Below are 25,340 nucleotides of genomic sequence, written 5' to 3' on the forward strand. Positions count from 1 at the left end.
GGGCGCTTACCGGAACTGGGCATGGACGGCGTTGATCGCCGCCTGGTCGAGGGAAAGCCCGGCAGCGTTGGTCACCGCCTGGGCGAAAGTGCCGTAAAGGTCCTGGGCGATCCCCTGGCTGGCCTGCGAGGCGATGCTTTGGCGCAGCGCCTCGGCGCCCGGATCGTTCGCATCGGGCGGCAGGATCGCATCGAGCCGGATCAGCCAGACTTCGTCGCCCGCGGGCACCACGGCGGTATCGCCCTCGGCCCCCAGCGCGAACAGCGCATCGGACAGCGGCTGCGGCATCAGTCCGCCGCGCGACAGCCCGCTTTCCGAGGTGACCTGGGGCCCGAGCGCGGCCATGTCCTCGCCGCCCTCGACCCGCGCCTTCAGCGCCTCGGCCTTTGCGGCAAGCTCGCGCGCGGTCTCTGTCGCACGCCAGTCCTCGGCGACCTGGTCGCGCACGGCGTCAAGCGGGCGCAGGGTGGGCGGGGTTTCCCCGTCGAGCCGCAGGGCGAAGATGCCGCCGTCGTCCAGTTCCTTCACTTCGGGGAAATCGCCCTCGACGGCCGCGTTGGCGGCGTCGCGGAAGTCCGGATAGGCGGCGATGCCCTGGTCGCTGCCGGCGGTGAAGTCGATCTCGCCCAGCTCCATGTCGGTTTCGCGGGCCAGATCCTCAAGCGTCGCACCCGCCGCCAGCAGGTCGTCGAACTCCGACATCTTGTCGGCGATCATCCGCACCGCGCGGTCATGCACCGCCTCGGGGGCGAGGGTTTCACGCGCCTCCTCGAAGGGGATTTCCTGCTTGGCCAGGATCGCGTTCACCCGGAAGATCGCGGGGCCAAGATCCGACATCACCGGCCCGGCAAGACCGGGTTCGGTCAGCGCAAAGACCGCCTGTCCGGCCTCGCCGCCGATCTGCACCTCGGAGACGTCGCCAAGGTCGATATCGTCGATCGAGAGGCCGCGCGCGGCGACCGCGTCATCGAAGCTTTCTTCGCCAGAGGCGATCTTGTCCCAGGCGGCCTGCGCCTCGGTCATGTCTGCAAAGACCAGACGTTCGACCAGACGTTTCTCGGGCTGCACGAACTCGTCGATATGTTCTTGATAAAGCTGATGAAGCAGCTCTTCGTCGGGCTCGATCCGGTTCGCCATCATCTCGGGGGTGAGCCAGGCATAGGTGATCCTGCGCGTCATCGGGGCGGTATAGGCAGCGGGGGTCGCCTCATACTGGGCGGTCAGGTCGTCCTCGGTCGGGTCGGGCACCGGCGCGTCGAGATCCTCGGCGGTCAGGTGGATCAAGCTGACGCTGCGCCGTTCGGCGATGAAGCCGTAAAGCTTGTCGACATAGGTCTGGGGCGCGCTCAGCCCGGCAACAACGGCCGTCTGCAGCAGCGAGCGCGCGGCCTCGTCGCGGAGCGAGGCCTCGAACTGCGCCTCGGTCAGGCCGTTCTGGGACAGGGTGTAGCGATAGGCCTCGCGGTCGAAGCTGCCATCGGGGCCCTTGAAGGCGTCGATCCGCATCACCTCGCGGGCGACCTGATCGTCGCCGACCGACACGCCGATCCGGGCCATCTCGTTGTCGAGCGCGGCATTCGAGATCACCTGGGCGCGGACCGCATCGACCAGCCCGGTCGACTGGGCTTCGGCGATGCTCATGGTCTGGCCGCCGGTTGCCGCGGCGCGGGCGCGCAATTCGCGCTGGAGAGCGCGGGCATAGGTGTCGGTGCTGATCCTGGTGTCGCCGACGCTGCCGATGGTTTCGACCCGGCCGCCGAAATTCTTGACCCCGAAGCCACCGAGGCCCAGCACCACGAAGATCAGCATCAGCCAGACGAGCGTCTTCGAGATTTGCTTGCCTTTGGACTTGGACATCGGGCCGCCTCCCTGCCGGATCTGGGTTCGCTGCTGTGTAGGTCTTTGCGCGGTCCCCCGCAAGCGTCAGGGGCGGAAGGCCGCAAGCCGCTCGAACAGCGTCCGAAGGCCCGGACGGTCGATATTGGCAAAGGCGATCCGCAGCTGGTCGCGGCTGCCCGGATCGGCCTCGGGCAGGAACATCGCCCCCGGCAGCAGCAGCACGCCCGCCTCGGCCACGAGCCGGCGGGCCAGCGTCGTCGCATCGAGCGCGAAGGGGTGGCGCGCCCAGGCGAAGAAGGCGCCCGCACCCATCAGCTCCCAGCCCGGCAGGGCGGCGAAGCCGGTTTCGACGGCGGCGCGGCGGGCGAGGATCTCGGCCCGTTCGTCGGCCTTCCAGGCGGCGAGGTTGCGCAGCCCCCAGAGCGCCGCGCGCTGGCCAAGCTGATTGGCGCAGATCGCCACCGTGTCGAGGAACTTCCCGACCTCGGCCACGATCGGTTCGGCGGCGACCAGCGCGCCCACGCGATGCCCGGTCAGCCGGTAGGCCTTGGAGAAGGAATAAAGCTGGATCAGCGTGTCGCCCCAGTCGGGATCGGCGAACAGCCGGTGCGGGGCGCCGTCACGCCCGTCGAAATCGCGGTAGGTCTCGTCGAGGATCAGGGCGATCCCGTGATTGCGGCAAAGCGTCAGGACCTCGGCCACGAGCCCCGCCGGATATTCGAGCCCGGTCGGGTTGTTGGGCGTGACCAGCACGATGGCGCGGGTGCGCGGCGTGATCAGCGCCGCGGCGCGCTGGACCTCGGGCAGCAGGTTGGCTCCGGTCGAAAGCGGCACTGCCCGCACGCCGGCCATGTCGAGCCACATCTTGTGGTTGAAATACCAGGGCGTCGGCAGGATCACCTCGTCCCCGGCGGCGGCGATGGCCGAGACGGCCGCGCAGAAGGCCTGGTTGCAGCCTTGGGTGATGGCGACCTGTTCGGGCCGGATCGCGCCGCCATAGGCCGAGGACCACTGGTCGGCGATTTCGGCGCGCAGCTCGGGCAGGCCCAGCACGGGGCCGTAAAGATGCGCGCCCGGATCGTTCAGCGCGGCCTCGGCGATGGCCTGGCGCAGCGCCGCGGGCGGCGGGTCCATCGGCGCGGCCTGGCTGACATTGAGAAGCGGCCGGTCGGGCGGAAACTCGATCCCGTCAAGCCAGCGCCGCGCCTCCATGATCGGGGGCGCGAAACTGGCGGCGGTGCCGCCGCGCGGTGGCTGGCGGGCGGGCATCGCGGCCCCCTATTCCCCGGCGCGGTAGGGTTTGACGTATTGCAGTGCCATGTCCCAGGGGAAGAAGATCCAGGTGTCCTGGCTGACCTCGGTGATGTAGGTGTCGACCTGCGGCCGGCCCATCGGCTTGGCATAGACCGTGGCGACATGGGCCTTGGGCATGGTCGCGCGGACCACCTCGAGAGTGCGCCCGGTATCGACCAGATCGTCGACGATCAGCACCCCGGTGCCGTCGCCCACCAGATCGCGGTCAGGCATCTTGATGATGACCGGCGCGCTCTGGGACTGGTGGTTGTAGGACTTGACCGAGATCGTGTCGACCATGCGGATGTCGAGTTCGCGCGAGACGATCATCGCCGGGGCCATGCCGCCCCGGGTGATCCCGACCACCGCGCGCCAGGCGCCGTTGTCGGGCCCCTGTCCGTCGAGCCTCCAGGCCAGCGCCCGCGCATCGCGGTGCAGCTGGTCCCAGCTGACGTGAAAGCCTTTTTCATGGGGCAGGCGGTCGGGGGCCATCGGTGTCTCCTGTGCGTGCGTGCGACGAATGGCAGGTGGCGCGCGCCCGCGTCAAGCGCCGCCGCACGCGCCGCGGCGCCCGATGGGGGGCGCGGACGGCTCAGCCGTCCTTGCGTCCGGTGACCGCGTCGATATCGGGCGCGTCGACCGCCTTCATGCCGACGCTGTGATAGCCGGCATCGACATGGTGCACCTCGCCGGTGACCGCGCTGCCGAGATCCGACAGAAGATAAAGCGCCGATTTTCCGACTTCGTCCTGGGTCACATTGCGCCGAAGCGGCGAATTCAGTTCATTCCATTTCAAGATATAACGGAAATCGCCAATGCCACTGGCGGCCAGCGTCTTGATCGGTCCGGCGGAAATGGCATTGACGCGAATTCCATCCTTGCCGAGGTCTTCGGCCATGTAGCGGACCGAGGCTTCGAGGGCGGCCTTGGCGATGCCCATCACGTTATAGTGAGGCATCACCCGCTCTGCCCCGTAATAGGTCAGCGTGAGCGCCGAGCCGCCTTCGGTCATGAGGCGGGCGGCGCGCTGGACGGCGGCGGTGAAGGAGAAGACCGAGATGTCCATCGACATCAGGAAGTTCGACCGGGACGTGTCGACATAGCGGCCGCGCAGCTCGTTCTTGTCCGAGAAGCCGATGGCATGGACGATGAAATCGAGCCGGCCCCAGCGCGCCTCGAGCGCGGCGAAGAGGGCGTCGAGCGACTCTTCGCTGGCGACGTCGCATTCCAGCACCATATCGCTGCCCAGGCTCTCGGCCAGCGGCATCACGCGTTTCTTAAGTGCTTCGCCCTGATAGGAAAAAGCCAGCTCAGCGCCGGCGTCCGCGCATTGCCGCGCGATCCCCCAGGCGATGGACTTGTCGTTGGCGAGTCCCATGATCAGGCCTCGCTTGCCCTCCATCAGCTTTGTCGACATCCGAGGTCCCCTCGACCATCTGTTCAAAATTTTGCCGCCGGTGTAGGGCAAATGCACGAACCCATCAAGTGCCACAGGGTCAACCAGGAGGACGCAGGCCATGAGCGACCGGGACGGACACTTCGCAGGCGACGATCCCTTCGCGATCGCGCGCGCCTGGCTGGCCGAGGCCGAAAAGACCGAACCGAACGATCCGAATGCGATCGCTCTGGCCACGGTCGACGCGCAGGGATTGCCGAATGTGCGGATGGTGCTGCTGAAGGAGATTGAGCCCGACGCTTTCCTGTTCTACACCAATTACGAAAGTGTAAAGGCGGGTGAAATTACCCTAACGAATAAAGCGGCATTCGTGTTACACTGGAAATCATTGCGGCGCCAGATCCGGGTCCGTGGCGTGACCGAAAAGGAAGAAGGCGAAAAAGCCGATGCCTATTATGCCTCCCGTGCGTTGCAGAGCCGACTTGGAGCCTGGGCGTCTCGGCAGTCGCGACCCTTGGCGTCGCGGCGCGAATTGATGGCCGAGGTGGCGCTTGTCACCGCCAGGCGCGGCGTGTCGCCGCAACGGCCGCCCTTCTGGGGAGGCTTCAGACTGAGGCCCCTCGAGATAGAATTCTGGGCCGACGGGGCCTTCCGCCTGCACGACCGGTTTCGCTGGTGCAGAGATACACTTGACGCTGAGTGGAAGATCGCCAGACTCTACCCTTGATTGCCCGGAGGCGGTCCGGGCAACGCGCGGCGGGACGATGGGGCGTCGAACTCTTTTTGGGGAGTGCGTCTGGCCAGCGTCCAGGCGCCTGAGGCATCAAAGACGACCGGGACCGGACGTATGGACAAGGACAGCGACACGGCGTTGCGCGTCGAAGGGCGTGTTAAGTGGTTCGATCCGTCAAAGGGGTTCGGCTTTGTCGTGTCCGACGAAGGCGGCCCGGATATCCTGCTGCACGCGAATGTGCTGCGGAACTTCGGACAGAATTCGGTGTCGGACGGGGCGGGGATCGTTCTGGTCGTGAACCGGACGGCCCGCGGGTTGCAGGCGACAGAGGTTCTGAAGATCGAGCCGCCCGTGGCCACCGGGGCGCCCCCGCTTGAGGATGCGATGCATCTGACGGCCGAACAGGTCGCGGCATTGCCGCTGGAACCCGCGCGCGTTAAATGGTTCGACAAGGCCAAGGGCTTTGGTTTTGCCAATGTCTTCGGCCGCGACGACGACGTGTTCATTCATATCGAGGTGCTGCGGCGGTCGGGACTGGCCGATCTGCAGCCGGGCGAGGCCATCGCGGTGCGGGTCACCGAAGGCCAGCGCGGCCGCCTCGCAATATCGGTGGGTCCATGGGAAAGCGCGCTCGGTCCGGACGGGGCCTTCGCAAGATAGCGGTCAGGGCGGCGGCAGCCAGTCTTCTGGTCTGGGCGGTTGCGGGGGCGGCGCGTGCCGCCGATTGCGCCGAAACCCGGGTCGATCTGCGCGGCGACTGGGGCACGGCGCGGTTCACGGTCGAGATCGCCGATGACGAGGCCGAGCGGGCGCTTGGCCTGATGAACCGAACCCATCTGGCCGGATCGGCGGGGATGCTCTTCGTCTATCCAGACCCGCAACCCGTCGCCTTCTGGATGGAGAACACGCTGATCCCGCTCGACATGATCTTCCTCGACGAGGCAGGGCGGGTGAAGAAGGTGCATGCCAACGCGGTGCCGCTGGACCGGACGCCCATCGATGGCGGGCCGGGCATTCTGGCGGTGCTCGAGATCAATGGCGGGCTTGCCGGCCGGCTGGGCATCGCGCCCGGCACCGAGCTGCGCCATCCCGCCTTCGGACCGGACGCCGCCTGGCCCTGCGACTAGGGCCCAAGCCTCTTTCCTTGCGGCCGCCCGGGCGCTATGGAGGCGGCCACGGGGCGTAGCGCAGCCTGGTAGCGCGACGGCTTTGGGTGCCGTAGGCCGTGGGTTCGAATCCCGCCGCCCCGACCATAACCCACTTCGTTAACCTTTTGAGCTTTTTCGGCTTTTTCGCCGCAGGCTCTGGCAGAATTCGTTAACTCGGGGGACGAATCTCAACCTTCGCGTGCAAGCCCTTCTTCTCGCGCGGTTTTCCATCCCCATCCTGTTTTCCACAAGCTGTGGATGACTCAAGCCCTTGTGGTCAGCCGCCCAGTCAACCCCAAAAACTTGGCCTTCGGCGCAAGAATCGCGTTGACCAATCCCCTAATTTTCCGTCAATTTGTATGGGCTGGGCGGGGCAACACTAGATCTAGTGGCTCGACCGAGGGTCGGGAACAGCGCCTCGGCGGGACAGGACCAAAGGCATTCAGCACGCGAGATGGCGGGCACGTCCGGTCCGGCGGCACGGCCGTCGGAGGAGAGCATGCCTTTGCCTGACGGCAGACAGCTTGGCAGACGGGCACGCGACGCTCTCGCGGCGCCCGGACAGAAAAATACGGGATACGGGGCAGATCCATGAAGATCGAACGCAAATTCACCACCGAAGAAACCGGCGCCTACGGGGCGCTCGAGTTCGTCTCGACGACGTCGGAGATTCGCAATCCGGACGGCAAGGTGGTGTTCCGGCTCGATGAGGTGGAGGTCCCCGCGGGCTGGAGCCAGGTCGCAAGCGACGTGATCGCGCAGAAATATTTCCGCAAGGCGGGCGTCCCGGCGCGGCTGGCCCGCGTGCCCGAAGAGGGCGTGCCCGCCTTCTTGTGGCGGTCCGTGCCCGATACGGACGAGCTGGAAGCCCTCCCCGAGGATGCGCGCTTCGGCGGCGAGACCTCGGCGCGGCAGGTCTTCGACCGGATGGCCGGCGCCTGGACCTATTGGGGCTGGAAGGGCGGCTATTTCACCACCGAGGACGATGCCCGCGCCTATTACGACGAGATGCGCTACATGCTGGCGACCCAGATGGCCGCGCCCAACAGCCCGCAATGGTTCAATACCGGGCTGCACTGGGCCTATGGCATCGACGGTCCGGGGCAGGGGCATTACTACGTCGACTACAAGTCGGGCAAGCTGACCAAGTCGGGTTCGGCCTATGAACACCCGCAGCCCCATGCCTGCTTCATCCAGTCGATCAAGGACGATCTGGTGAACGAGGGCGGCATCATGGACCTCTGGGTCCGCGAGGCGCGGCTGTTCAAGTACGGCTCGGGCACCGGCACCAACTTCTCGTCGCTCCGCGCCGAGGGCGAGGCCCTGTCGGGCGGGGGCAAGTCCTCGGGTCTGATGGGCTTCCTTCGGATCGGCGACCGGGCCGCGGGCGCAATCAAGTCGGGCGGTACGACCCGTCGAGCAGCGAAGATGGTGATCTGCGACATGGATCACCCAGACATCGAGTCCTTCATCAACTGGAAGGTCATCGAGGAACAGAAGGTCGCGAGCCTCGTGGCGGGCTCCAAGACCCATGAAAAGCACCTGAACGCGATCTTCGATGCGATCCGCGTTTGGGACGGCAATGCCGATGCGGCCTTCGACCCGGGCAAGAATGACGGCCTGAAGGCCGCGATCCGGGCCGCCAAGAAGGCGATGCTGCCCGAAGCCTATGTCAAGCGCGTGCTCGATTACGCGCGCCAGGGGTATTCCTCGATCGAGTTCCCCACCTATGACACCGATTGGGACAGCGAGGCCTATGCCACGGTGTCGGGCCAGAATTCCAACAACTCGGTCCGCGTGACCGACGCCTTCCTGAAGGCGGTCCGCGAGGACGCAGATTGGGAACTGGTCCGGCGGACCGACGGCAAGGTCGCCAAGACCGTCAAGGCCCGCGAGTTGTGGAGCCAGGTGGGCCACGCCGCCTGGTCCTGCGCCGATCCGGGCATCCAGTTCCATGACACCATCAACGCCTGGCACACCTGCCCGGCCGATGGCGAGATCCGCGCCTCGAACCCGTGCTCGGAATACATGTTCCTCGACGATACGGCCTGTAACCTCGCCTCGATGAACCTGCTGACCTTCTGGGGCGACGGCGCGTTCCAGGCCGAGGATTATGCCCATGCCACCCGGCTCTGGACGCTGACGCTGGAAATCTCGGTGATGATGGCGCAGTTCCCGTCGAAGGAAATCGCGCGTCTGTCCTACGATTTCCGCACGCTGGGGCTTGGCTATGCCAATATCGGCGGGCTTCTGATGACCATGGGCCTCGGCTATGACAGTGACGAGGGTCGGGCGCTGTGCGGCGCGCTGACCGCCGTTCTGACCGGCATCGCCTATGCCACTTCGGCCGAGATCGCGGGCGAGCTGGGTGCCTTCCCGGGCCACAAGCGCAATGCCGCCTCCATGCTGCGGGTGATCCGCAACCACCGCAACGCCGCCTGGGGCAAGGCCAAGGGTTATGACGGGCTTGCCGTGCCGCCGGTGCCGCTCGATCACGTCAACTGCCCCGACGAACGGCTGGTCGAGATGGCGATGTCGGCCTGGGACGAGGCGCTGGCGCTGGGCGAGAAACATGGTTTCCGCAACGCCCAGGTCTCGGTGATCGCGCCGACGGGCACCATCGGTCTGGTGATGGATTGCGACACCACCGGGATCGAGCCCGATTTCGCGCTGGTCAAGTTCAAGAAGCTCGCGGGCGGCGGCTATTTCAAGATCATCAACCGCTCGGTCCCGGCCGCGCTCGAGGCGCTGGGCTATGGACCTGCCCAGATCGAGGAAATCATCGGCCATGCGGTGGGCCATGGCACGCTCGGCAACTGCCCCGGCATCAACCATACCTCGCTGATCGGCCATGGCTTCGGTCAGGCCGAGATCGACAAGATCGAGGCGGCGCTGCCCTCGGCCTTCGACATCCGCTTCGTCTTCAACCAGTGGACCCTGGGCGAGGAATTCTGCACCCGTGTGCTGGGCATCCCGGCCGCCAAGATGGCCGATCCGGGCTTCGACCTGTTGCGCCATCTGGGCTTCAGTCGGGCCGATATCGAAGCTGCCAACGACCATGTCTGCGGGACGATGACGCTGGAAGGCGCGCCGCATCTCAAGCCCGAACATTACCCGGTCTTCGACTGCGCCAATCCCTGCGGCAAGAAGGGCAAGCGCTTCCTCAGCGTCGACAGCCACATCAAGATGATGGCGGCCGCGCAAAGCTTCATCTCGGGCGCGATCTCGAAGACGATCAACATGCCCAACGACGCCAGCATCGAGGATTGCCTGTCGGCCTATGAACTCAGCTGGTCGCTGGGGGTGAAGGCCAATGCGCTTTACCGCGACGGGTCCAAGCTCAGCCAGCCGCTGGCCTCGGCGCTTGTCGAGGATGACGAGGAGGCCGAAGAGATCCTGGCGACCGGCACCCCGGCCGAGAAGGCGCAGGTCATCGCCGAGAAGATCGTCGAGAAGGTGGTGGTCAAGGAGATCGTCCGCAGCCACCGCGAAAAGCTGCCGACCCGGCGCAAGGGCTATACCCAGAAGGCGATCATCGGCGGCCACAAGGTCTATCTGCGCACCGGCGAATATCAGGACGGGACGCTGGGCGAGATCTTCATCGACATGCACAAGGAGGGCGCGGGCTTCCGGGCGATGATGAACAACTTCGCCATCGCCGTGTCCGTGGGCCTGCAATACGGCGTGCCGCTCGAGGAATTCGTCGAGGCCTTCACCTTCACCCGGTTCGAGCCCGCGGGCGTCGTGCAGGGCAACGACTCGATCAAGAACGCGACCTCGATCCTCGACTACATCTTCCGCGAACTGGCGGTCAGCTATCTCGACCGGACCGATCTGGCCCATGTCAAACCCCAGGGCGCGGCCTTCGAGGAATTGGGCAACGGCCATGAAGAGGGCAAGGCCAATGTCGCCCCGATCTCGGACAGCGCAGCGTCGAAATCGCTGGAGGTGCTCAAGCAGATCAGTTCGACCGGCTATCTGCGCAAGCGCCTGCCGCAGGAGCTGGTGGTCTTGCAGGGCGGCATGGGGGCGGTGGCCTTCGCCAGCAGCATCGACACGGCGGCCGCGCTGCCCGCCGCGGGCCCGGCCTCCGGGGCGGCCACGGCGCTTGCCACCGGTACGGTGCCGATGGACGCACGCGTCAAGGCCAAGATGCAGGGCTACGAGGGCGATCCCTGCGGCGAATGCGGCAACTACACGCTGGTTCGGAACGGCACCTGCATGAAGTGCAACACCTGCGGTGCGACGAGCGGCTGCAGCTAAGACCGAGTAAATGTGTCGCTCCGGCTAAAGTTCCTCCCAAATCGGGCCAGTTTGTCCCGCTTTGGGGGGGGAGTCTGTTCCAGCCGGGCTGGCCTTCCCTGAGTTCGGAACCCCGCAGTTCGTGTATTTTTTCAGGACTGTCGGATGTTTCTGAGGAAATCGCGGGGTCGATCCCCGCCTCAGCATTTCCATGGGCGAAAGGATGCGCTTGAATCCTGGAGACGAACGGCCCCGCCCTCACCTCGCGACCTCGAGTTCTGCGTCAGGGCGATCGCACGTCCCGCAGGCCATCTTGACCGCGCTTCCGACCCGCCACCATGGACAACAGTCGTATGAAGCGGCTTCTCCCGCCTGGCCGACCTCGTTGAAGACGCCCGCTCCGCAAAGGTCCCGGAGGACCCTTGTGGGTAACTGCAAGCCGGCGGGGGCGGTCTGGCGAGGCGCTGGAGCCGTCACGAAGGGCTGCGCCTGCCGGACCTCGCCCGTTTCGGGGCAAGCCCCCTCGATCCTGGCGTCGGCATGGTCGACGAAGAGCTTCTCGCCAGCGGCATGGAGCTGGCGCATGACGGGCGACCGCCGCGCCACCCATGCCGAACCAGACCTTGCCCGCGTCGAGGTTAACCTGGTCCCAGTGCATCGCGAGGACTTCGGTCGGGCGCAACCGCGCGCCACGTTCGCCTTCGTCACGTCGGCGCGGCCGATCTTCACGCGGATGAAGTGGTTCCCGTGCTCGCCTGCGGCGTAGTAGGTTTTCGTGCGCTGACCGATGGACAGGTTGACCCCTGCGAGTTCGGTATCATGAACCCACAACGTCCCGGAATCCGGGTAGGGCAGGCCGTCAACAAGCGCCTGCGTGATCTTCTGGTGTGGCATGGCCGACCCCTGCGTTTGACCGATTTTTGACCGCTAGGTCAAACGTGTTGTCGGGTCTGTACGGGTGAATGCTCAACCGAGCATTTGAGGTAGGATGTTGATTTTATTGGTATTAGTCATGATCTTGCCCGCAATCGTAGCGGTATGGGCAAGATATATGGCTCCGGCGGTAGGGATCGAACCTACGACCAATTGATTAACAGTCAACTGCTCTACCGCTGAGCTACGCCGGAACTGGGGGGCGATATAGCAAGTCGATTCAGTGGCGTCCAGAGGGTCTTGCGGAAAAAATGCACGCGGATCGCGGGGGCTCTCAGATACGCTGCCAGAGCGCATCGGCGGACAGGGCGCCGTCCGGGGTCGCCAGGGAATGATCCGCCAGATCAATGAGATGGGCCAGGACGTTGCGGGTCGCGGCAGGCAGGAGGGCCGCGGGCGTGTCGGTGTAGACCGCGCGGGCAAGCGCGGCGGGCGTGGCCGGACCCCGGGACAGCTCGTCAAGGATGCGGGCGGCGCGGGCGCGGCGGTGGGCGGCGAGCGCCGCGATCCGGCCGGGACCGTCGGGCACCGGGGCGCCATGGGCCGGAAAGAGACGCCGCTCGGGCCGGGCGGCGAGCCGGTCCAGCGAGACCATGAAGGCGCCGAGATCGCCATCGGGCGGCGAAACCATAGAGCTGGCCCAGCCCATCACGTGATCGCCGGTGAAAAGCGCGCCCTCGTCGGGCGCGAGCCCGCTCCAGGCGAAGCAAAGGTGATTGCCCATATGGCCCGGCGTGTGCAGGGCGGTCAGCGTCCAGCCCGCGCCCTCGATGATGGCGCCGTCGGCAAGCGTCTCGTCCGGGGCAAATCCGGCATCGACGCCCTCGCCGCCGCCGAGCCCCTCAAGCGCCGCCAGATCGGCGCGGCGGCCCGCGCGGCTGTCGCCGAAGGCCAGGACCGGGGCGCCGGTCGCCTCAGCCAGCGGGCGGGACAGCGCGGAATGATCGAGATGGGAATGGGTGACGATGATCCGGTTCACCCGCTCGCCGGGGGCGAGCGCGGCCAGAAGTGCGGCGAGATGCGACGGCGAGGCCGGGCCGGGGTCGATCACCGCGACCTCGCCTTCGCCGAGAATGTAGCTGTTGGTGCCGCGGAAGGTCATCGGCGAGGGGTTGGGGGCCAGCACGCGGCGCAGCCCGGGCGCAAGCCGGTCGGCCCGGCCGGGTTCGGGGGCAAAGGGCTCGGGGGCGAAGGAGTCGTCCATCATTCCTCTTTCGTCGCGAAGGCGCTGCCGATATGGCTCTAGCATGGTGGACCGCTGGATCAAACGGGTGCTGCCGCGGGGGCTCTACGGCCGGGCCGCGCTGATTCTGATCGTGCCGATCGTGACCATCCAGCTGGTGGTCTCGGTGGTCTTCATCCAGCGCCACTTCGCCGATGTCACCCAGCAGATGACCCGGGCGCTGGTGCTGGAGCTGGCCTATCTGACCCGGATCGTCGATGCGGCGCCCGACCTTGCCCAGGCGCGGACCGAAGCCGGCGCCGTGGCCCGGCCGCTGGGGCTGGGGCTGACGCTGCCGGCCGAGGCGCCGCAGGACGAAAGTCGGCGATTCTACGACCTCTCGGGCGAGACCGTGACCGAGACCCTGCGCCGGGGGCTGCCGGGCTTCACCGGGATCGACCTTGCGACCGACACTTCGCGGGTCTGGGTCGGCATCGAGACTGGCAAGGGGCCGATGGAGGTGTCGTTCAACCGCGGTCGGGTCTCGGCCTCGAACCCGCATCAACTGCTCGTGCTGATGGTCTTCACCAGTGCGCTGATGACGCTGATTGCCTTCCTGTTCCTGCGCAACCAATTGCGCCCGATCCGGCGCCTGGCCCGTGCCGCCGACGCCTTCGGCAAGGGGCGCCCGATTCCCTACCGGCCCTCGGGCGCGACCGAGGTGCGGGCCGCGGGGCGTGCCTTTCTCGACATGCGCGCCCGGATCGAACGCCAGATCGAACAGCGCACGCTGATGCTGTCGGGGGTCAGCCACGATCTGCGGACGCCGCTGACCCGGCTCAAGCTGGAACTGTCGATGGCCGAGGACACGCCGGAAACCCGGGCGATGCTGCGCGACATCAACGACATGGGGCGGATGATCGACACCTTCCTCGACTTCTCGCGCGCCGATGCGCTGGACGATCCCGAGGAGGTCGATCCGGCCGCTCTGCTGGACCGTGTCGCGCAGCGCGCCGGGGCGGCGGAGGGGACGGTCGAGCTGGGCGCCCTGCCGCGCGGCCAACGGGCCTCGCTGCGGCCGATGGCGGTCGAGCGGGCCTTGCAGAACCTCATCGACAACGGGCTGCGGCACGGCACCCGGGTGGCGCTGTCGCTGTACCTTCGGCCCGGGGCGCTGGTCTTCACGGTCGAGGATGACGGGCCGGGCATTCCGGAGGATCAGCGCGAGCTGGCGATGCAGCCCTTCCAGCGGCTGGACGAGTCGCGCAACCAGAACCGGGGCTCGGGTGCCGGACTGGGTCTCGCGATTGCCGCCGATATCGCGCGCGGCCATGGCGGGGCCTTGCATCTGGGCACCAGTGCGCGGCTGGGCGGGCTGCGGGCCGATCTGGTTCTGGCGCGCTAGAGCCGCCGCCCAGGCGCCGCCCCTTCGATGGGGCGGCCGGTGTCGGGCCAGGAAACAGGCCGGAAGTTGCAGCCCGAAACCGCCTTGCAGACGGCAACAGGATGCGAAGCCGTCAGGCTTAGGCGGAAGGCCCCAGCCGGTCGAGCAGCGCGCCGCTTTCGCGGCGCCCGAAGGCGCCGGCCGCGCGGCCACGCCGGGCGCCGAGCCGGGTGGCGATGAAGGCCTCGGCCACCGCATCGGGGGCGCCGCGCAACAGGACGGACGCCGTCAGCAAAAGCGCGGTCTGTTCGGCGTACCAGCGTGCCTCGGCCTCGTTCGGCAAGCCCGGCCAGCGCGCGGCATGAGCGCGCAATTCGGCATCGTAAAGCCGGTCGGCCCCGGCCGCCGCGTGCAGTTCCGCGGCCAGGGCGTCGGCGGCCAGCGGTTCGCGGGCCAGCGTGCGCAGGATATCGAGGCAGATCACATTGGCCGAGCCTTCCCAGATGCCGTTCAGCGGGGCTTCGCGGTAGAGCATCGGCAGCGGGCAGTCCTCGATATAGCCGTTGCCGCCAAGCACCTCCATCGCCTCGGCGATCATCGCGGGGGCCTGCTTGTTGGTCTGGAACTTGGCCAGAGCCACAGCGATCCGGGCCAGCGCGGCCTCTGCCTCCCCGTCCCGGGCGCGGTCGACGGCCGCGGCGACCCGAAGCCCCAGCGCGACCGCGCCTTCGACATCGAGCGCCAGATCGGCCAGAACGGCGCGCATCAGCGGCTGGTCGATCAGCCGCTTCTGAAAGGCGGTGCGATAGGCGACCCAGTGATGCGCCTCGGACAGCGCCGCGCGCATCAGGCCCGCAGGCGCCAGGGCGGTATCCAGCCGGGTGTGGTGCACCATCGTCAGGATCGTGCGGATGCCATCGCCGATCTCGCCCAGCTGCCAGGCCAGGGCCCGGTCGTATTCGATCTCGGCCGAGGCATTGGACCGGTTGCCGAGCTTGTCCTTCAGGCGCAACAGGCGGATCGCGTTGCCTTCGCCGGGCAGCCACCGCGGCACCAGAAAGCAGGTCAGCCCGCCCGGCGCCCGGGCAAGCGTCAGGAAGCCGTCCGACATCGGGGCCGAACAGAACCACTTGTGCCCGGTCAGCCGCCAGGCCTCGCCATCCGGCTCGGCCCGCGTGGCGGTCGCGCGCAGGTCCGACCCGCCCTGCGTTTCGGTCAGGGCCATCCCCAGCGTCGCGCCCTGTTTTTCGGCGAGGGGCCGCGGCGCCGGGTCGTAGCGGCGCGAGGCCAGCAGCGGCTGCCAGGCGGCGGCCAGCGCGTCCGAGGCGGCCAGAGCGGGATGGGCGGCATACGTCATGGTCAGCGGGCAGCAATGCCCGGGCTCGATCTGCGCGGCCATGTAGACCATTGCGGCATGGGCGGCATGCCCGGCCGGCCCGCCCTCCCAGGGCAGCGCGGCATAGCCTGCACCGATGCTGGTGCGCATCAGGCAATGCCAGCCGGGGTCGAATCGCACCTCGTCGAGCGTTTGCCCGGCGCTGTCGCGGGGCACGAGTTCGGGGGCGTTCCGGTTGGCTGCCCGCCCGGCGGCGCGCATCTCGGCGCGGCCCATCTCTCGGCCGTAGACCGCCAGGGGGGCCGCTGGCGCGCCCGCGCGGGCGACGGCCTCGCGAAGCGCGGGATCGCTGGTCCAGAGGTCGACATCGCCCCGGTCGGGCGGCTGGTTGCGGACCTCGCAAGGGGCCGCAGAGGCTGAGGGCGGCAGGATCGGCATGGGGTCCTCCACGCCGAAGGATAGGCATTGCGGCGGGATCCTGCCAAGCCTTCCCGGTGGCGGAGCCCGTGCGGGTTCCGCCGCATTCTTTCCATTTTTGCGCCCGCGCTCCGCCGCTCACCTTGCCGCGCCGCGGCGGATCGGCTTGTGGCCGGGCGCAGGGCCGCTATGCTCCGCCGCGCGAAGCCAGTGCCACGGGAGAGCGGACCCTCATGCAGAAAATCACCGTCGAGACCACCCCGATCGAAGGCCAGAAACCCGGCACATCGGGGCTGAGGAAGAAGACCCCGGTCTTAATGGGGCCGCATTACCTGGAGAATTTCGTCCAGTCGATCTTCACCGCCATTGGCGGGGTCGCAGGCAAGACGCTGGTTCTGGGCGGCGACGGGCGCTATTTCAACGACCGTGCGGCGCAGGTGATCCTGCGCATGGCCGCGGCGGGCGGCGCGGCGCGGATCATCGTGGGGCAGGGGGCGCTTTTGTCGACGCCCGCGGCCTCGAACCTGATCCGCAAGCGCGGCACAGATGGCGGCATCATCCTGTCGGCCAGCCACAACCCGGGCGGGCCGGACGAGGATTTCGGGGTGAAGTTCAATACCCCGAATGGCGGCCCCGCGCCCGAGGAGGTGACGAACCGCATCTTCGAGGCGACCCGCACGATCGCGTCCTACGACATCCTCGAGGCACAGGATCTGGACCTGTCGGTGCCGGGCGAGATCAAGCTGGGCGAGACGGTGGTCGAGGTGGTGGACCCGGTCGCGGATTATGCCGAGCTGATGGAAAGCCTCTTCGATTTCGACGCCATAAGGCGGCTGATCGCGGGCGGCTTCACGCTCTGCTTCGATGCGATGCATGCGGTGACGGGGCCTTATGCCAAAGCGATTCTCGAAGGCGCGCTGGGCGCGCCCGAGGGCAGCGTGATCAATGCGCTGCCAAGCCCGGATTTCGGCGGCGGGCACCCCGACCCGAACCCGATCTGGGCCAAGCCGCTGGTCGATCTGGTGATGGGACCCGAGGCGCCCGATTTCGCCGCCGCGTCGGACGGGGACGGTGACCGCAACATGATCCTGGGGCGCGGCATCGTGGTCACGCCCTCGGACAGTCTGGCCGTGCTGGCGGCGAATGCGGCGCTGGCTCCGGGCTATGCGCGCGGGCTCTCGGGCGTGGCGCGGTCGATGCCGACCTCGCGCGCCGTCGACCGGGTCGCCGAGGCGCTGGGGATCGACTGCTACGAGACGCCCACGGGCTGGAAGTTCTTCGGCAATCTGCTCGATGCCGGGCGGGCGACGCTCTGCGGCGAGGAAAGTGCCGGCACCGGGTCCGATCATGTGCGCGAGAAGGACGGGCTTTGGGCGGTGCTGCTGTGGCTGAACGTGCTGGCCGGAACCCGGCTGTCGGTGGCCGACACAATGCGCGCGCATTGGCGGGCCTACGGGCGCAACTACTACACCCGGCACGATTACGAGGCGGTCGACAAGGACAAGGCCGAGGCGATGCTTGAGGCACTGCGCGGACGGCTGGAGGACCTGCCTGGCCAGAGCTTTGCCGGGCGGCGTATCGAGATGGCGGACGAATTCGCCTATGACGATCCGGTCGACGGGGCGCGCAGCACGGGGCAGGGGATTCGCATCCATTTCGAGGGCGGCGCCCGGATCGTCTACCGGCTGTCGGGCACCGGCACGGTGGGGGCGACGCTTCGGGTCTATCTGGAAGACTTTGTCGACGACCCGGCCCGGCTGGAACTGCCGGTCGAAGAGGTTCTGGCCGATGTCATCTCTGCGGCCGACGAGATCGCTGGCATCCGTGCCCGGACCGGCCGCAGCGAACCGGATGTGCGGACCTGAGCTCTCCCGCCCCGGCCCCGGCACGGGGGCTGCGCCCCCGCTTGGGCCGCGTTGGGCCGGGCGCGCGCTGACGCGCGCGCGCCTCCGGCGGAGGTATTGAGACCAAGAAGAAGGGGCCTGCGCCGCTGCTTCTTCTTGGCAAAAATACCCAAATCCTGAGGGTCACTCCTGCGCGAAAGGGTCCGTCGGATAGCCGACCGCGGCGAGGTAGAGCCCGCCGGGCGGGCAGACCGGGCCGCAGGCCGCGCGGTCGCGCGCCTCGAGGGCTGCCTTGACGTCTTCGGGGGCCCAGGCGCCCGCGCCGACCCGTTCGAGCGTGCCGACGAAGCTGCGCACCTGATTGTGCAGGAAACTGCGGGCGCGGACGTGAAAGCGAAACTCGCGGCCGCCGGGATAGGGCATGTCCTCGATATCGAGCGCGTCGAGCGTCTTGACCGGCGAGGCCGCTTGGCAGAGCGAGGCGCGGAAGGTGGTGAAGTCGTGCCGTCCCAGCAGGTGGCGCGCGGCCGCCTGCATCGGCGCGAGGTCCAGATCGTGACTTACGCGCCAGACCTGGCCCCGGTCATGCACCAGCGGGGCCCGGCGCGAGACGAGGCGGAAGAGATAGCGCCGCTCGACCGCCGAGAACCGGGCATGGAAATCGTCCGGCACGCGCGCGCAGTCCACCACCGCGACCGGATGCGGTTTCAGATGGTGGTTCAGCGCCTCCGACAGCCGGAACGGGTCCCAGTCCTTTGTTAGGTCGCAATGGGCGACCTGACCCAGCGCATGGACGCCCGCATCGGTCCGCCCCGCCGCCGCGATCGAGGGCACGCCCTGTTCCAGCCGCGCCAGCGCCGCCTCGACCGCGCCTTGCACCGACGCGCGGTCGGCCTGGCGTTGCCAGCCGGAAAACGGCGTGCCGTCATATTCGATCTTCAGCGCATAGCGGGGCATGACGCCCCGGTTACCGCGACAATCCTTCCTTGGCAATCGGCACTCCGGGGGGCTGGCAGCGGCGGCGCGGCATGATTAACTGTCACCCGGACTTCGAAAGGAGCGTCCGGACCTCGAAAGGAGCGACCTTGCGCATCGGCGATCTGGCGGATGGAATGACACGCGGCGTCGAAGGCATCGCCGCCTCGGTTTCCGAGACCTTCATGGAACCCGTGGTGCGGCTGGGCGTGACCGGCCTGTCGCGCGCGGGCAAGACCGTGTTCATCACCTCGCTGGTGGCGAACCTGCTCGACCGGGGGCGGATGCCGCAGCTGCGCGCGGCCGCCTCGGGGGCCATTGTCTCGGCCTATCTGCGGCCTCAGCCCGACAACACCGTGCCGCGCTTCGATTACGAGGCGCATCTGGCGGCGATGACCGGGTCCGAGCCGCACTGGCCCGATTCGACCCGCGCCGTTTCGGAATTGCGGCTGTCCTTGAAGGTGCGGCCCGGCGGGCTTGGCAGCATCTTCGGCGCGGTGACGGGCCCGCGCACGATCCATGTCGATATTGTCGATTATCCCGGCGAGTGGCTGCTGGATCTGGCGCTGATGGACAAGGACTATGCCGAATGGGCGGCCGACACGTTGGGTCGGCTCGACCAGCGGCCGGGGTCCGAGGGCTTTGTCGCGGCGCTGGGCGGGGTCGATCCGGGCGCACCCTTCGACGAGGCGACCGCGCAGATGCTGGCCGCGCGCTTCACCGAGGCGCTGAACATCGCGCGCGAGGCGGGCTTTTCCGATTGCACCCCTGGGCGCTTCCTGTTGCCGGGCGAGATGGCGGGCTCACCCGTGCTGACCTTCGCGCCCTTGCCGGTGCCGGGCGGCAGCACGCCCCGCGGCAGTCTCTGGCGCGAGATGGAACGCCGCTACGAGGCCTACAAGCGCGAGGTGGTCAAACCCTTCTTCCGAGATCATTTCTCGCGGATCGACCGGCAGGTGGTGCTGGTCGATGCGCTGGGGGCGATCCATGCGGGGCCGCGCGCGGTCGAGGATCTGCGCCGCGCGATGACCGAGATCCTCGGCGCGTTCCGGCCCGGGCGCAATGCCTGGCTCACGCGCTTCCTGATGGGCAAGCGGGTCGAGAAGATCCTCTTTGCCGCGACCAAGGCCGACCATCTGCACCATTCCCAGCATGCCCGGCTGACCTCGATCATGCAGGCGCTGATGAAGGACGCGCGCCGCCGCGCCGATTTCGCGGGGGCCGACACTGCGGCGATGGCCATTGCCGCGCTTCGGGCGACGGTCGAGGAGACCCGCGAGCAGCGCGGCGAAAGCTATGACTGCGTGCGCGGCACGCTGATGTCCACGGGCCGGCAGACCGCGCTTTACCCGGGCGAATTGCCCGAGGACCCGGCGCTGTTGCTGGAACCGGCGCGGGACGGGGCCGAGGACTGGCTCGACGGCGATTATCAGGTCATGCATTTCGCCCCGGCGCGGCTGACGCTGAAACCGGGAGAGGGGCCGCCGCATATCCGGCTGGACAAGGCCGCCGAATTCCTGCTGGGAGACCGCCTGAGATGACCCGCCGCCCCGTCGTGTTCGACCTCGAGGACGAGGAGACGGCGCCCGCGCGGCCCGCGCGCAGGCCCGAGCCCGAACCGTTTGCCGGCCCGCCGCCCCAGGACCCGCCGGTCAGCCCGGCCACGGCGCCGCCGGTGCCCGACGAGGACGAGGACCCGGCCCCCGAGGGGCGCGCCATGAAGACCCTTGCGGCGCTGGCCGCGCGGCGCCCCTCGCGGCTGGCGCGGTTCTTCTGGTCGTCCTTCGTCACGCTTCTGGGCTTCGTGATCTCTGTCGCGGCCTGGAATTTCGTCTTCGGGCTGTTCGAGCGCAACCAGATCCTCGGCACCATCGCCCTGACGCTGGTCGGGCTGGTCGCGCTGGCCGTGCTGCTGATCGCGCTCCGCGAGATGGCGGCCTTCGCGCGCCTCAGGCGGCTCGACACGCTGCATCGCGAGGCCGAGGCCGCCATCGGTGCCAATGACGTGAAGGCGGCCCGGACGCTGGTCGACCGTCTGACGGGGTTCTATGCCGCGCGCGAGGACACCCGCTGGGGCCGCGCCCGGCTGGCCGAGCGGCGCGACGAGATCTTCGACGCCGACGGGCTGATGGGGCTGGCCGAGCGCGAGCTGCTGTTGCCGCTCGATGCGGCGGCCACCCGCGAGATCGAGGCGGCGGCGCGCCAAGTGGCGACGATCACCGCCATCGTGCCGCTTGCGCTGGCCGATCTGCTGACCGCGCTGACCGCGAACCTCCGGATGATCCGCCGCATCGCCGAGATCTATGGCGGACGCGGCGGCGTGCTGGGCTCGATCCGGCTGGCGCGCGCGGTGATGACCCATCTGGTGGCGACCGGCGCGGTCGCGGTGGGCGATGACATGATCGGCTCGATTGCCGGAGGCGGCATGCTGGCCAAGGTCTCGCGCCGCTTCGGCGAGGGCGTGGTGAACGGCGCCCTGACCGCCCGGGTCGGCGTCGCCGCGATGGAGGTCTGCCGTCCGCTGCCCTTCCGCGAGGCGCGCAGGCCCTCGGTCAGCGCGCTGGTCAAGCGGGCGCTGACCGGCGTCTTCTCGCGCCCCGATTCTTGACCGGCGCGGACCTGCCCAGACCTGCCCAGACCTGCGACCGGTTCCCGCGCCCTGCCGGATTAACCCTTGTTTGCTTGAGCTTGACGGCCGGGCCGGGGTAGACTGGGGGCGGGCCCGGCGACCCGCCGGGCGAACCGGAGATCGAGCGCCATGACACACGCCTTTCCGGCGGCCCTTCTCGGGGCCGCATGCCTTCTTGCTGCCCAGTCCGCGACCGCGAGCACCGTCTACGGGATCGACTTTCCCGCGGGCGATATCTCTTTTGCGGACCGCGTCGTGAGTTTCACGCCCGGTTTCGGCTTTGGCGGCGGCGTGGCGCCCTGCACCGATGCCTCGAAGGCGCTGGGCGTGGCCTCGGCCGGCCCCGACAGCTATCTTGGCGAATGCAACGGCTATGTGTCGCTGGGCGAGGGCGGCAGCCTGGTGCTGGGTTTTGACGACAACCTGCTGGTGCCTTCGGGCGATGCCGCGCCCGATCTGCAAGTCTTCGCCGGTGGCGACCATGACGAGCATTTTCTGGTCCTGATCGGGATGGCGGGCGGGACGGAGGACTGGTTCGCGCTGACCGGCACCGAGGGCTCGATCTTCCTCGGGGGCTCGACCGGCATCGACATCGATGCCGCGGCCGGCGTGATGCCCGGTATGGCGTTCTCGCGGGTGATGATCGTCGACCTGCCGCGCTACTGCAACCCCGAGACCGGATTGATGGAATGGAGCGTGGGCGAGGCCTGCGGTGTCGATATCGCGCATCTTCCCTATGACGGTCCCTGGGCGGGCGTCGACATCTACGGGTTGGGCGCGATCTCGACGGTTCCGGCGCCGATCCCGCTGCCCGCGGCCGGGCTGATGCTGGCGACCGCGCTGGGCGGTCTGGTCGCGCTGCGTCGCCGCAGGGGGTAGCGGCGCTTTACCTTGGTCCGGGCGCTGTCTATAGAGACCGCATGCCTTGTTCTGTCCGGCCGATCCGTCGAATTACGGGCCCGGCGCTCTGATCCAGAGCGACCGGGCAAAGGCGCTTGACCCGTCGCGCCGAACTTTCCAGACATCATCAAGACCGTAATCCGGATCGCATTCCGAGGATTCCTGCCATGTGTGCCGATACACCCGACTACAAAGACACCCTCTTCCTGCCCGAGACCGATTTTCCGATGCGCGCGGGCCTGCCCGCCCGCGAACCCGCCTGGCTGGAGCGGTGGGCCCGAATCGGCATGTATGACCGGCTGCGCGAGAAGGAGGGCCGGGCGCCCTTCACGCTGCATGACGGTCCGCCCTATGCCAACGGGCACCTGCATATCGGCCACGCGCTGAACAAGATCCTCAAGGACTTCATCGTCCGCAGCCAGCAGATGATGGGCCGCGACGCGCGCTATGTGCCCGGCTGGGACTGCCACGGCCTGCCCATCGAGTGGAAGATCGAGGAACAGTACCGCGCCAAGGGGCTCGACAAGGACAAGGTCGATGTCGTCGATTTCCGCCAGGAATGCCGCCGCTTCGCCGAGGGCTGGGTCGATGTCCAGCGCGAGGAGTTCAAGCGCCTGGGCGTCACCGGCAATTGGGCCGATCCCTATCTGACCATGGACTTCCATGCCGAGGCGGTGATCGCCGAGGAGTTCATGAAGTTCCTGATGAACGGCTGCCTCTATCAGGGCTCGAAACCCGTGATGTGGTCGCCGGTGGAAAAGACCGCGCTGGCCGAGGCCGAGGTCGAGTATCACGACCATCAGAGCCACACGATCTGGGTGAAGTTCCCGATCGTTTCGGGGGCGTCCGAGGCGCTGGACGGCGCGCAGGTGGTGATCTGGACCACGACGCCCTGGACCATCCCGCAGAACCGCGCGGTCTGCTTCGGCCCCGAGATCGGCTATGGTCTTTACGAAGTCACGGCAACGCCCGAGGAATGCTGGGCCAAGGTCGGCGACCGCTTCATCCTTGCCGATGCGTTGGCCGAAAGCGTGCTGGGCTCGGCTCGTCTGACCTCGGATATGTGGACCCGCGTGGCCGATGTGTCCGCCGGCGCGTTGGGCGCGCTGACGCTCGCGCATCCCTTCCGCGGCATCGAGGGAGGCAACGGCGAATGGGACTATGACGTGCCGATGCTGCCGGGCGATCACGTGACTGATGACGCGGGCACGGGCTTTGTCCACACCGCGCCCAGCCATGGCGATGACGATTACCAGATCGGGCTGAAGTTTAATCTGCCGATGACCTACAACGTGCTGGAAGACGGCAGCTTCCGGCCCGACCTGCCGCTTTTCGCCGGCGCCGTCATCATCCGGCCCGACGGCAAGGAGGGCGATGCCAACCGCCGCGTCATCGACACCCTCGTCGAGGTCGGTACGCTGATCGCGCGCGGGCGGCTCAAGCACAGCTATCCGCATAGCTGGCGGTCCAAGGCCCCGCTGATCTACCGAAACACGCCGCAATGGTTCGCGGCCATCGACCACAAGCTGGACGACGGCATGGGCACCTATGGCGACACGATCCGCGCGCGCGCGCTGGCCTCGATCGACCAGTTGGTGAAGTGGACGCCGCAATCGGGCCGCAACCGCATCCATTCGATGATCGAGTCGCGCCCCGACTGGGTGCTGTCGCGCCAGCGCGCCTGGGGCGTGCCGCTGACCTGCTTCGTCAAGACCGGCGCCAAGCCCACCGATCCCGATTTCCTGTTGAAGGACCCCGCCGTCAACGCGCGCATCACCGCCGCCTTCGAGGCCGAAGGGGCCGATGCCTGGTACGCCCCCGGCGCCAAGGAACGCTTCCTCGGCAACGATCACAATGCCGAGGACTATACTCAGGTCTTCGACGTGCTGGACGTGTGGTTCGACAGCGGCTCGACCCATGCCTTCGTGCTGCGCGACCGCGCCGATGGCACCGAGGATGGCATCGCCGATCTTTACCTCGAAGGCACCGACCAGCACCGGGGCTGGTTCCATTCCTCGATGCTGCAGGCCTGCGGCACGCTGGGCCGCGCGCCCTATCGCGGCGTGCTGACCCACGGCTTCACGCTGGACGAGAAGGGCAACAAGATGTCCAAATCGCTCGGCAACACCATCGTGCCCGAAGAGGTCGTCAAGCAATACGGCGCCGACATCCTCAGGCTCTGGGTGGCGCAGACCGACTATACCAACGACCAGCGGATCGGCCCCGAGATCCTCAAGGGCGTGGCCGACAGCTACCGGCGTCTGCGCAATACCATGCGCTTCATGCTGGGCAACCTCGCGGGCTTCTCCGAGGCCGAGAGGGTCGCGCCCGCCGAGATGCCGGAACTGGAACGCTGGGTGCTGCACCGGCTGGCGGAACTGGATGAAAAGGTTCGCGCGGGCTACGACGCCTATGACTTCCAGGGCGTGTTCCAGGCGCTGTTCAACTTCTGCACCGTCGATCTGTCGGCCTTCTATTTCGACATCCGCAAGGACGCGCTTTATTGCGACGCGGCCGACTCGGCGACCAGGCGGGCGTCTCGGACCGTGCTGGATCTGCTGTTCCAGCGGCTGACGACCTGGCTGGCGCCGATCCTCGTCTTCACCATGGAGGATGTGTGGCTGTCGCGCTTCCCCGGGGATGAGGGCTCGGTGCATCTGCAGGACATTCCCGACACGCCCGCCGACTGGCGCGACGAGGCGCTGGCTGCGAAATGGGCGGGCATCCGCCAGGTGCGCCGCGTGGTGACTGCCGCGCTCGAGATCCAGCGTCAGGACAAGGTGATCGGCGCCAGCCTAGAGGCCGCGCCGGTGGTGCATGTGCGCGATGCCGAGGTGCTGAAGGCGCTGAAATCGGTCGATTTCGCCGATATCTGCATCACCTCGGCGGTGCAGCTCAGCGGCGACCCGCGCCCGCAAGAGGCGTTCCGCCTGCCCGATGTCGATGGTGTGGGCGTGGTCTTCGAAAAGGCCGAGGGCGAGAAATGCGGCCGCTGCTGGAAGATCCTGCCCGATGTGGGCCAGCACGCACATCCGCAGACCTGCGGGCGCTGCAGCGCGGCCCTGGGCTGAGACGATGCGGGGGCCGGATCGACCCGGCCCCCATCCTT

18 protein-coding genes and 2 tRNA genes are annotated in these 25,340 nt (G+C 67.8%); 11 read left to right on the forward strand and 9 right to left on the reverse strand.

The genetic code is table 11. From position 1 onward, the window contains the following. Window positions 1–6 precede the first annotated feature (6 nt). The 4 genes from BYZ73_RS04510 to fabI form a co-directional block, all read right to left on the reverse strand. Window positions 7–1,857 (reverse strand): peptidyl-prolyl cis-trans isomerase, encoded by a 1,851-nt coding sequence (locus BYZ73_RS04510; RefSeq protein WP_112315058.1) that lies wholly within the window; start codon window positions 1,855–1,857, stop codon window positions 7–9. 66 nt (window positions 1,858–1,923) lie between these two features. Beyond that, a complete protein-coding gene (locus tag BYZ73_RS04515) occupies window positions 1,924–3,108 on the reverse strand; it encodes an aminotransferase (protein ID WP_112315059.1) in 1,185 nt (394 codons plus the stop codon). Window positions 3,109–3,117: 9 nt separating this feature from the next. Further along, window positions 3,118–3,624 (reverse strand): xanthine phosphoribosyltransferase, encoded by a 507-nt coding sequence (gpt, locus tag BYZ73_RS04520; protein WP_108026153.1) that lies wholly within the window; start codon window positions 3,622–3,624, stop codon window positions 3,118–3,120. A 100-nt stretch (window positions 3,625–3,724) separates the two neighbouring features. After that, on the reverse strand, window positions 3,725–4,549 hold the full coding sequence (gene fabI, locus BYZ73_RS04525; RefSeq protein ID WP_108026155.1) for an enoyl-ACP reductase FabI: 825 nt from the start codon (window positions 4,547–4,549) through the stop codon (window positions 3,725–3,727). A gap of 100 nt (window positions 4,550–4,649) precedes the next feature. Between fabI and pdxH the strand changes: the two genes are divergently transcribed. The 5 genes from pdxH (at window position 4,650) to BYZ73_RS04550 (ending at window position 10,672) form a co-directional block, all read left to right on the forward strand. Next, a complete protein-coding gene (gene pdxH / locus BYZ73_RS04530; protein ID WP_108026158.1) occupies window positions 4,650–5,255 on the forward strand; it encodes a pyridoxamine 5'-phosphate oxidase in 606 nt (201 codons plus the stop codon). A gap of 120 nt (window positions 5,256–5,375) precedes the next feature. Then, window positions 5,376–5,921 carry a cold-shock protein gene (locus BYZ73_RS04535; RefSeq protein WP_112315060.1) on the forward strand — a complete coding sequence of 182 codons (546 nt, stop codon included), beginning with the start codon at window positions 5,376–5,378 and terminating at the stop codon, window positions 5,919–5,921. Then, complete coding sequence (locus BYZ73_RS04540; protein WP_112315061.1) at window positions 5,879–6,388, forward strand: DUF192 domain-containing protein; 510 nt, start codon at window positions 5,879–5,881, stop codon at window positions 6,386–6,388. The genes BYZ73_RS04535 and BYZ73_RS04540 overlap by 43 nt, the downstream gene beginning before the upstream one ends. A gap of 49 nt (window positions 6,389–6,437) precedes the next feature. Continuing rightward, window positions 6,438–6,514 (forward strand) — tRNA-Pro (locus BYZ73_RS04545). Between the two features lie 486 nt (window positions 6,515–7,000). Further along, window positions 7,001–10,672, forward strand: coding sequence for a vitamin B12-dependent ribonucleotide reductase (locus BYZ73_RS04550; protein ID WP_112315062.1), 3,672 nt, complete (start codon window positions 7,001–7,003; stop codon window positions 10,670–10,672). A gap of 237 nt (window positions 10,673–10,909) precedes the next feature. On the opposite strand, the gene BYZ73_RS04555 is transcribed toward BYZ73_RS04550, so the two are convergent. The 3 genes from BYZ73_RS04555 to BYZ73_RS04565 all read right to left on the reverse strand — a co-directional run bounded on the left by BYZ73_RS04555 (window position 10,910) and on the right by BYZ73_RS04565 (window position 12,788). Further along, window positions 10,910–11,545 carry a hypothetical protein gene (locus tag BYZ73_RS04555; RefSeq protein WP_112315063.1) on the reverse strand — a complete coding sequence of 212 codons (636 nt, stop codon included), beginning with the start codon at window positions 11,543–11,545 and terminating at the stop codon, window positions 10,910–10,912. A 158-nt stretch (window positions 11,546–11,703) separates the two neighbouring features. Continuing rightward, window positions 11,704–11,778: transfer RNA gene (locus tag BYZ73_RS04560), tRNA-Asn, on the reverse strand. Window positions 11,779–11,858: 80 nt separating this feature from the next. After that, window positions 11,859–12,788: an MBL fold metallo-hydrolase gene (locus BYZ73_RS04565; RefSeq protein WP_112315064.1), complete on the reverse strand. Its 930-nt coding sequence runs from the start codon at window positions 12,786–12,788 to the stop codon at window positions 11,859–11,861. 43 nt (window positions 12,789–12,831) lie between these two features. On the opposite strand from BYZ73_RS04565, the gene BYZ73_RS04570 reads away from it, so the two are divergent. Beyond that, window positions 12,832–14,151 carry an ATP-binding protein gene (locus BYZ73_RS04570; RefSeq protein WP_425440028.1) on the forward strand — a complete coding sequence of 440 codons (1,320 nt, stop codon included), beginning with the start codon at window positions 12,832–12,834 and terminating at the stop codon, window positions 14,149–14,151. Between the two features lie 118 nt (window positions 14,152–14,269). Here the strand turns inward: BYZ73_RS04570 and BYZ73_RS04575 are convergent, their stop codons facing one another. Continuing rightward, window positions 14,270–15,904 carry an acyl-CoA dehydrogenase family protein gene (locus BYZ73_RS04575; protein ID WP_112315065.1) on the reverse strand — a complete coding sequence of 545 codons (1,635 nt, stop codon included), beginning with the start codon at window positions 15,902–15,904 and terminating at the stop codon, window positions 14,270–14,272. A gap of 212 nt (window positions 15,905–16,116) precedes the next feature. On the opposite strand from BYZ73_RS04575, the gene BYZ73_RS04580 reads away from it, so the two are divergent. After that, window positions 16,117–17,748: an alpha-D-glucose phosphate-specific phosphoglucomutase gene (locus BYZ73_RS04580; RefSeq protein WP_112315066.1), complete on the forward strand. Its 1,632-nt coding sequence runs from the start codon at window positions 16,117–16,119 to the stop codon at window positions 17,746–17,748. Between the two features lie 162 nt (window positions 17,749–17,910). Here BYZ73_RS04580 and truA read toward each other — a convergent pair whose 3' ends face one another. After that, the gene (gene truA / locus BYZ73_RS04585) at window positions 17,911–18,684 is read right to left on the reverse strand and encodes a tRNA pseudouridine(38-40) synthase TruA (protein ID WP_112315067.1); all 774 of its coding nucleotides are present in this window, start codon (window positions 18,682–18,684) and stop codon (window positions 17,911–17,913) included. Between the two features lie 128 nt (window positions 18,685–18,812). Here truA and BYZ73_RS04590 point away from each other — a divergent pair, with 128 nt between their 5' ends. The 4 genes from BYZ73_RS04590 (at window position 18,813) to ileS (ending at window position 25,302) form a co-directional block, all read left to right on the forward strand. Beyond that, window positions 18,813–20,243 carry a YcjX family GTP-binding protein gene (locus BYZ73_RS04590; protein ID WP_112315068.1) on the forward strand — a complete coding sequence of 477 codons (1,431 nt, stop codon included), beginning with the start codon at window positions 18,813–18,815 and terminating at the stop codon, window positions 20,241–20,243. Then, on the forward strand, window positions 20,240–21,310 hold the full coding sequence (locus BYZ73_RS04595) for a YcjF family protein (RefSeq protein WP_112315069.1): 1,071 nt from the start codon (window positions 20,240–20,242) through the stop codon (window positions 21,308–21,310). Before BYZ73_RS04590 ends, BYZ73_RS04595 begins: the two co-directional genes overlap by 4 nt. 150 nt (window positions 21,311–21,460) lie before the next feature. Continuing rightward, complete coding sequence (locus BYZ73_RS04600; RefSeq protein WP_112315070.1) at window positions 21,461–22,210, forward strand: VPLPA-CTERM sorting domain-containing protein; 750 nt, start codon at window positions 21,461–21,463, stop codon at window positions 22,208–22,210. 188 nt (window positions 22,211–22,398) lie between these two features. Further along, window positions 22,399–25,302: an isoleucine--tRNA ligase gene (gene ileS / locus BYZ73_RS04605; protein WP_112315071.1), complete on the forward strand. Its 2,904-nt coding sequence runs from the start codon at window positions 22,399–22,401 to the stop codon at window positions 25,300–25,302. Window positions 25,303–25,340 lie beyond the last annotated feature (38 nt).

Source organism: Rhodovulum viride (assembly GCF_003265965.1).
Taxonomy (GTDB): Bacteria; Pseudomonadota; Alphaproteobacteria; order Rhodobacterales; family Rhodobacteraceae; genus Rhodovulum; species Rhodovulum kholense.

Bases quoted from the DNA above. Each gene is read 5' to 3' on its own strand.
- BYZ73_RS04510 (WP_112315058.1), bottom strand. From the start codon at position 1,857: ATGTCCAAGTCCAAAGGCAAGCAAATCTCGAAGACGCTCGTCTGGCTG.
- BYZ73_RS04515 (WP_112315059.1), bottom strand. From the start codon at position 3,108: ATGCCCGCCCGCCAGCCACCGCGCGGCGGCACCGCCGCCAGTTTCGCG.
- gpt (WP_108026153.1), bottom strand. From the start codon at position 3,624: ATGGCCCCCGACCGCCTGCCCCATGAAAAAGGCTTTCACGTCAGCTGG.
- fabI (WP_108026155.1), bottom strand. From the start codon at position 4,549: ATGTCGACAAAGCTGATGGAGGGCAAGCGAGGCCTGATCATGGGACTC.
- pdxH (WP_108026158.1), top strand. From the start codon at position 4,650: ATGAGCGACCGGGACGGACACTTCGCAGGCGACGATCCCTTCGCGATC.
- BYZ73_RS04535 (WP_112315060.1), top strand. From the start codon at position 5,376: ATGGACAAGGACAGCGACACGGCGTTGCGCGTCGAAGGGCGTGTTAAG.
- BYZ73_RS04540 (WP_112315061.1), top strand. From the start codon at position 5,879: ATGGGAAAGCGCGCTCGGTCCGGACGGGGCCTTCGCAAGATAGCGGTC.
- BYZ73_RS04550 (WP_112315062.1), top strand. From the start codon at position 7,001: ATGAAGATCGAACGCAAATTCACCACCGAAGAAACCGGCGCCTACGGG.
- BYZ73_RS04555 (WP_112315063.1), bottom strand. From the start codon at position 11,545: ATGCCACACCAGAAGATCACGCAGGCGCTTGTTGACGGCCTGCCCTAC.
- BYZ73_RS04565 (WP_112315064.1), bottom strand. From the start codon at position 12,788: ATGGACGACTCCTTCGCCCCCGAGCCCTTTGCCCCCGAACCCGGCCGG.
- BYZ73_RS04570 (WP_425440028.1), top strand. From the start codon at position 12,832: ATGGTGGACCGCTGGATCAAACGGGTGCTGCCGCGGGGGCTCTACGGC.
- BYZ73_RS04575 (WP_112315065.1), bottom strand. From the start codon at position 15,904: ATGCCGATCCTGCCGCCCTCAGCCTCTGCGGCCCCTTGCGAGGTCCGC.
- BYZ73_RS04580 (WP_112315066.1), top strand. From the start codon at position 16,117: ATGCAGAAAATCACCGTCGAGACCACCCCGATCGAAGGCCAGAAACCC.
- truA (WP_112315067.1), bottom strand. From the start codon at position 18,684: ATGCCCCGCTATGCGCTGAAGATCGAATATGACGGCACGCCGTTTTCC.
- BYZ73_RS04595 (WP_112315069.1), top strand. From the start codon at position 20,240: ATGACCCGCCGCCCCGTCGTGTTCGACCTCGAGGACGAGGAGACGGCG.
- BYZ73_RS04600 (WP_112315070.1), top strand. From the start codon at position 21,461: ATGACACACGCCTTTCCGGCGGCCCTTCTCGGGGCCGCATGCCTTCTT.
- ileS (WP_112315071.1), top strand. From the start codon at position 22,399: ATGTGTGCCGATACACCCGACTACAAAGACACCCTCTTCCTGCCCGAG.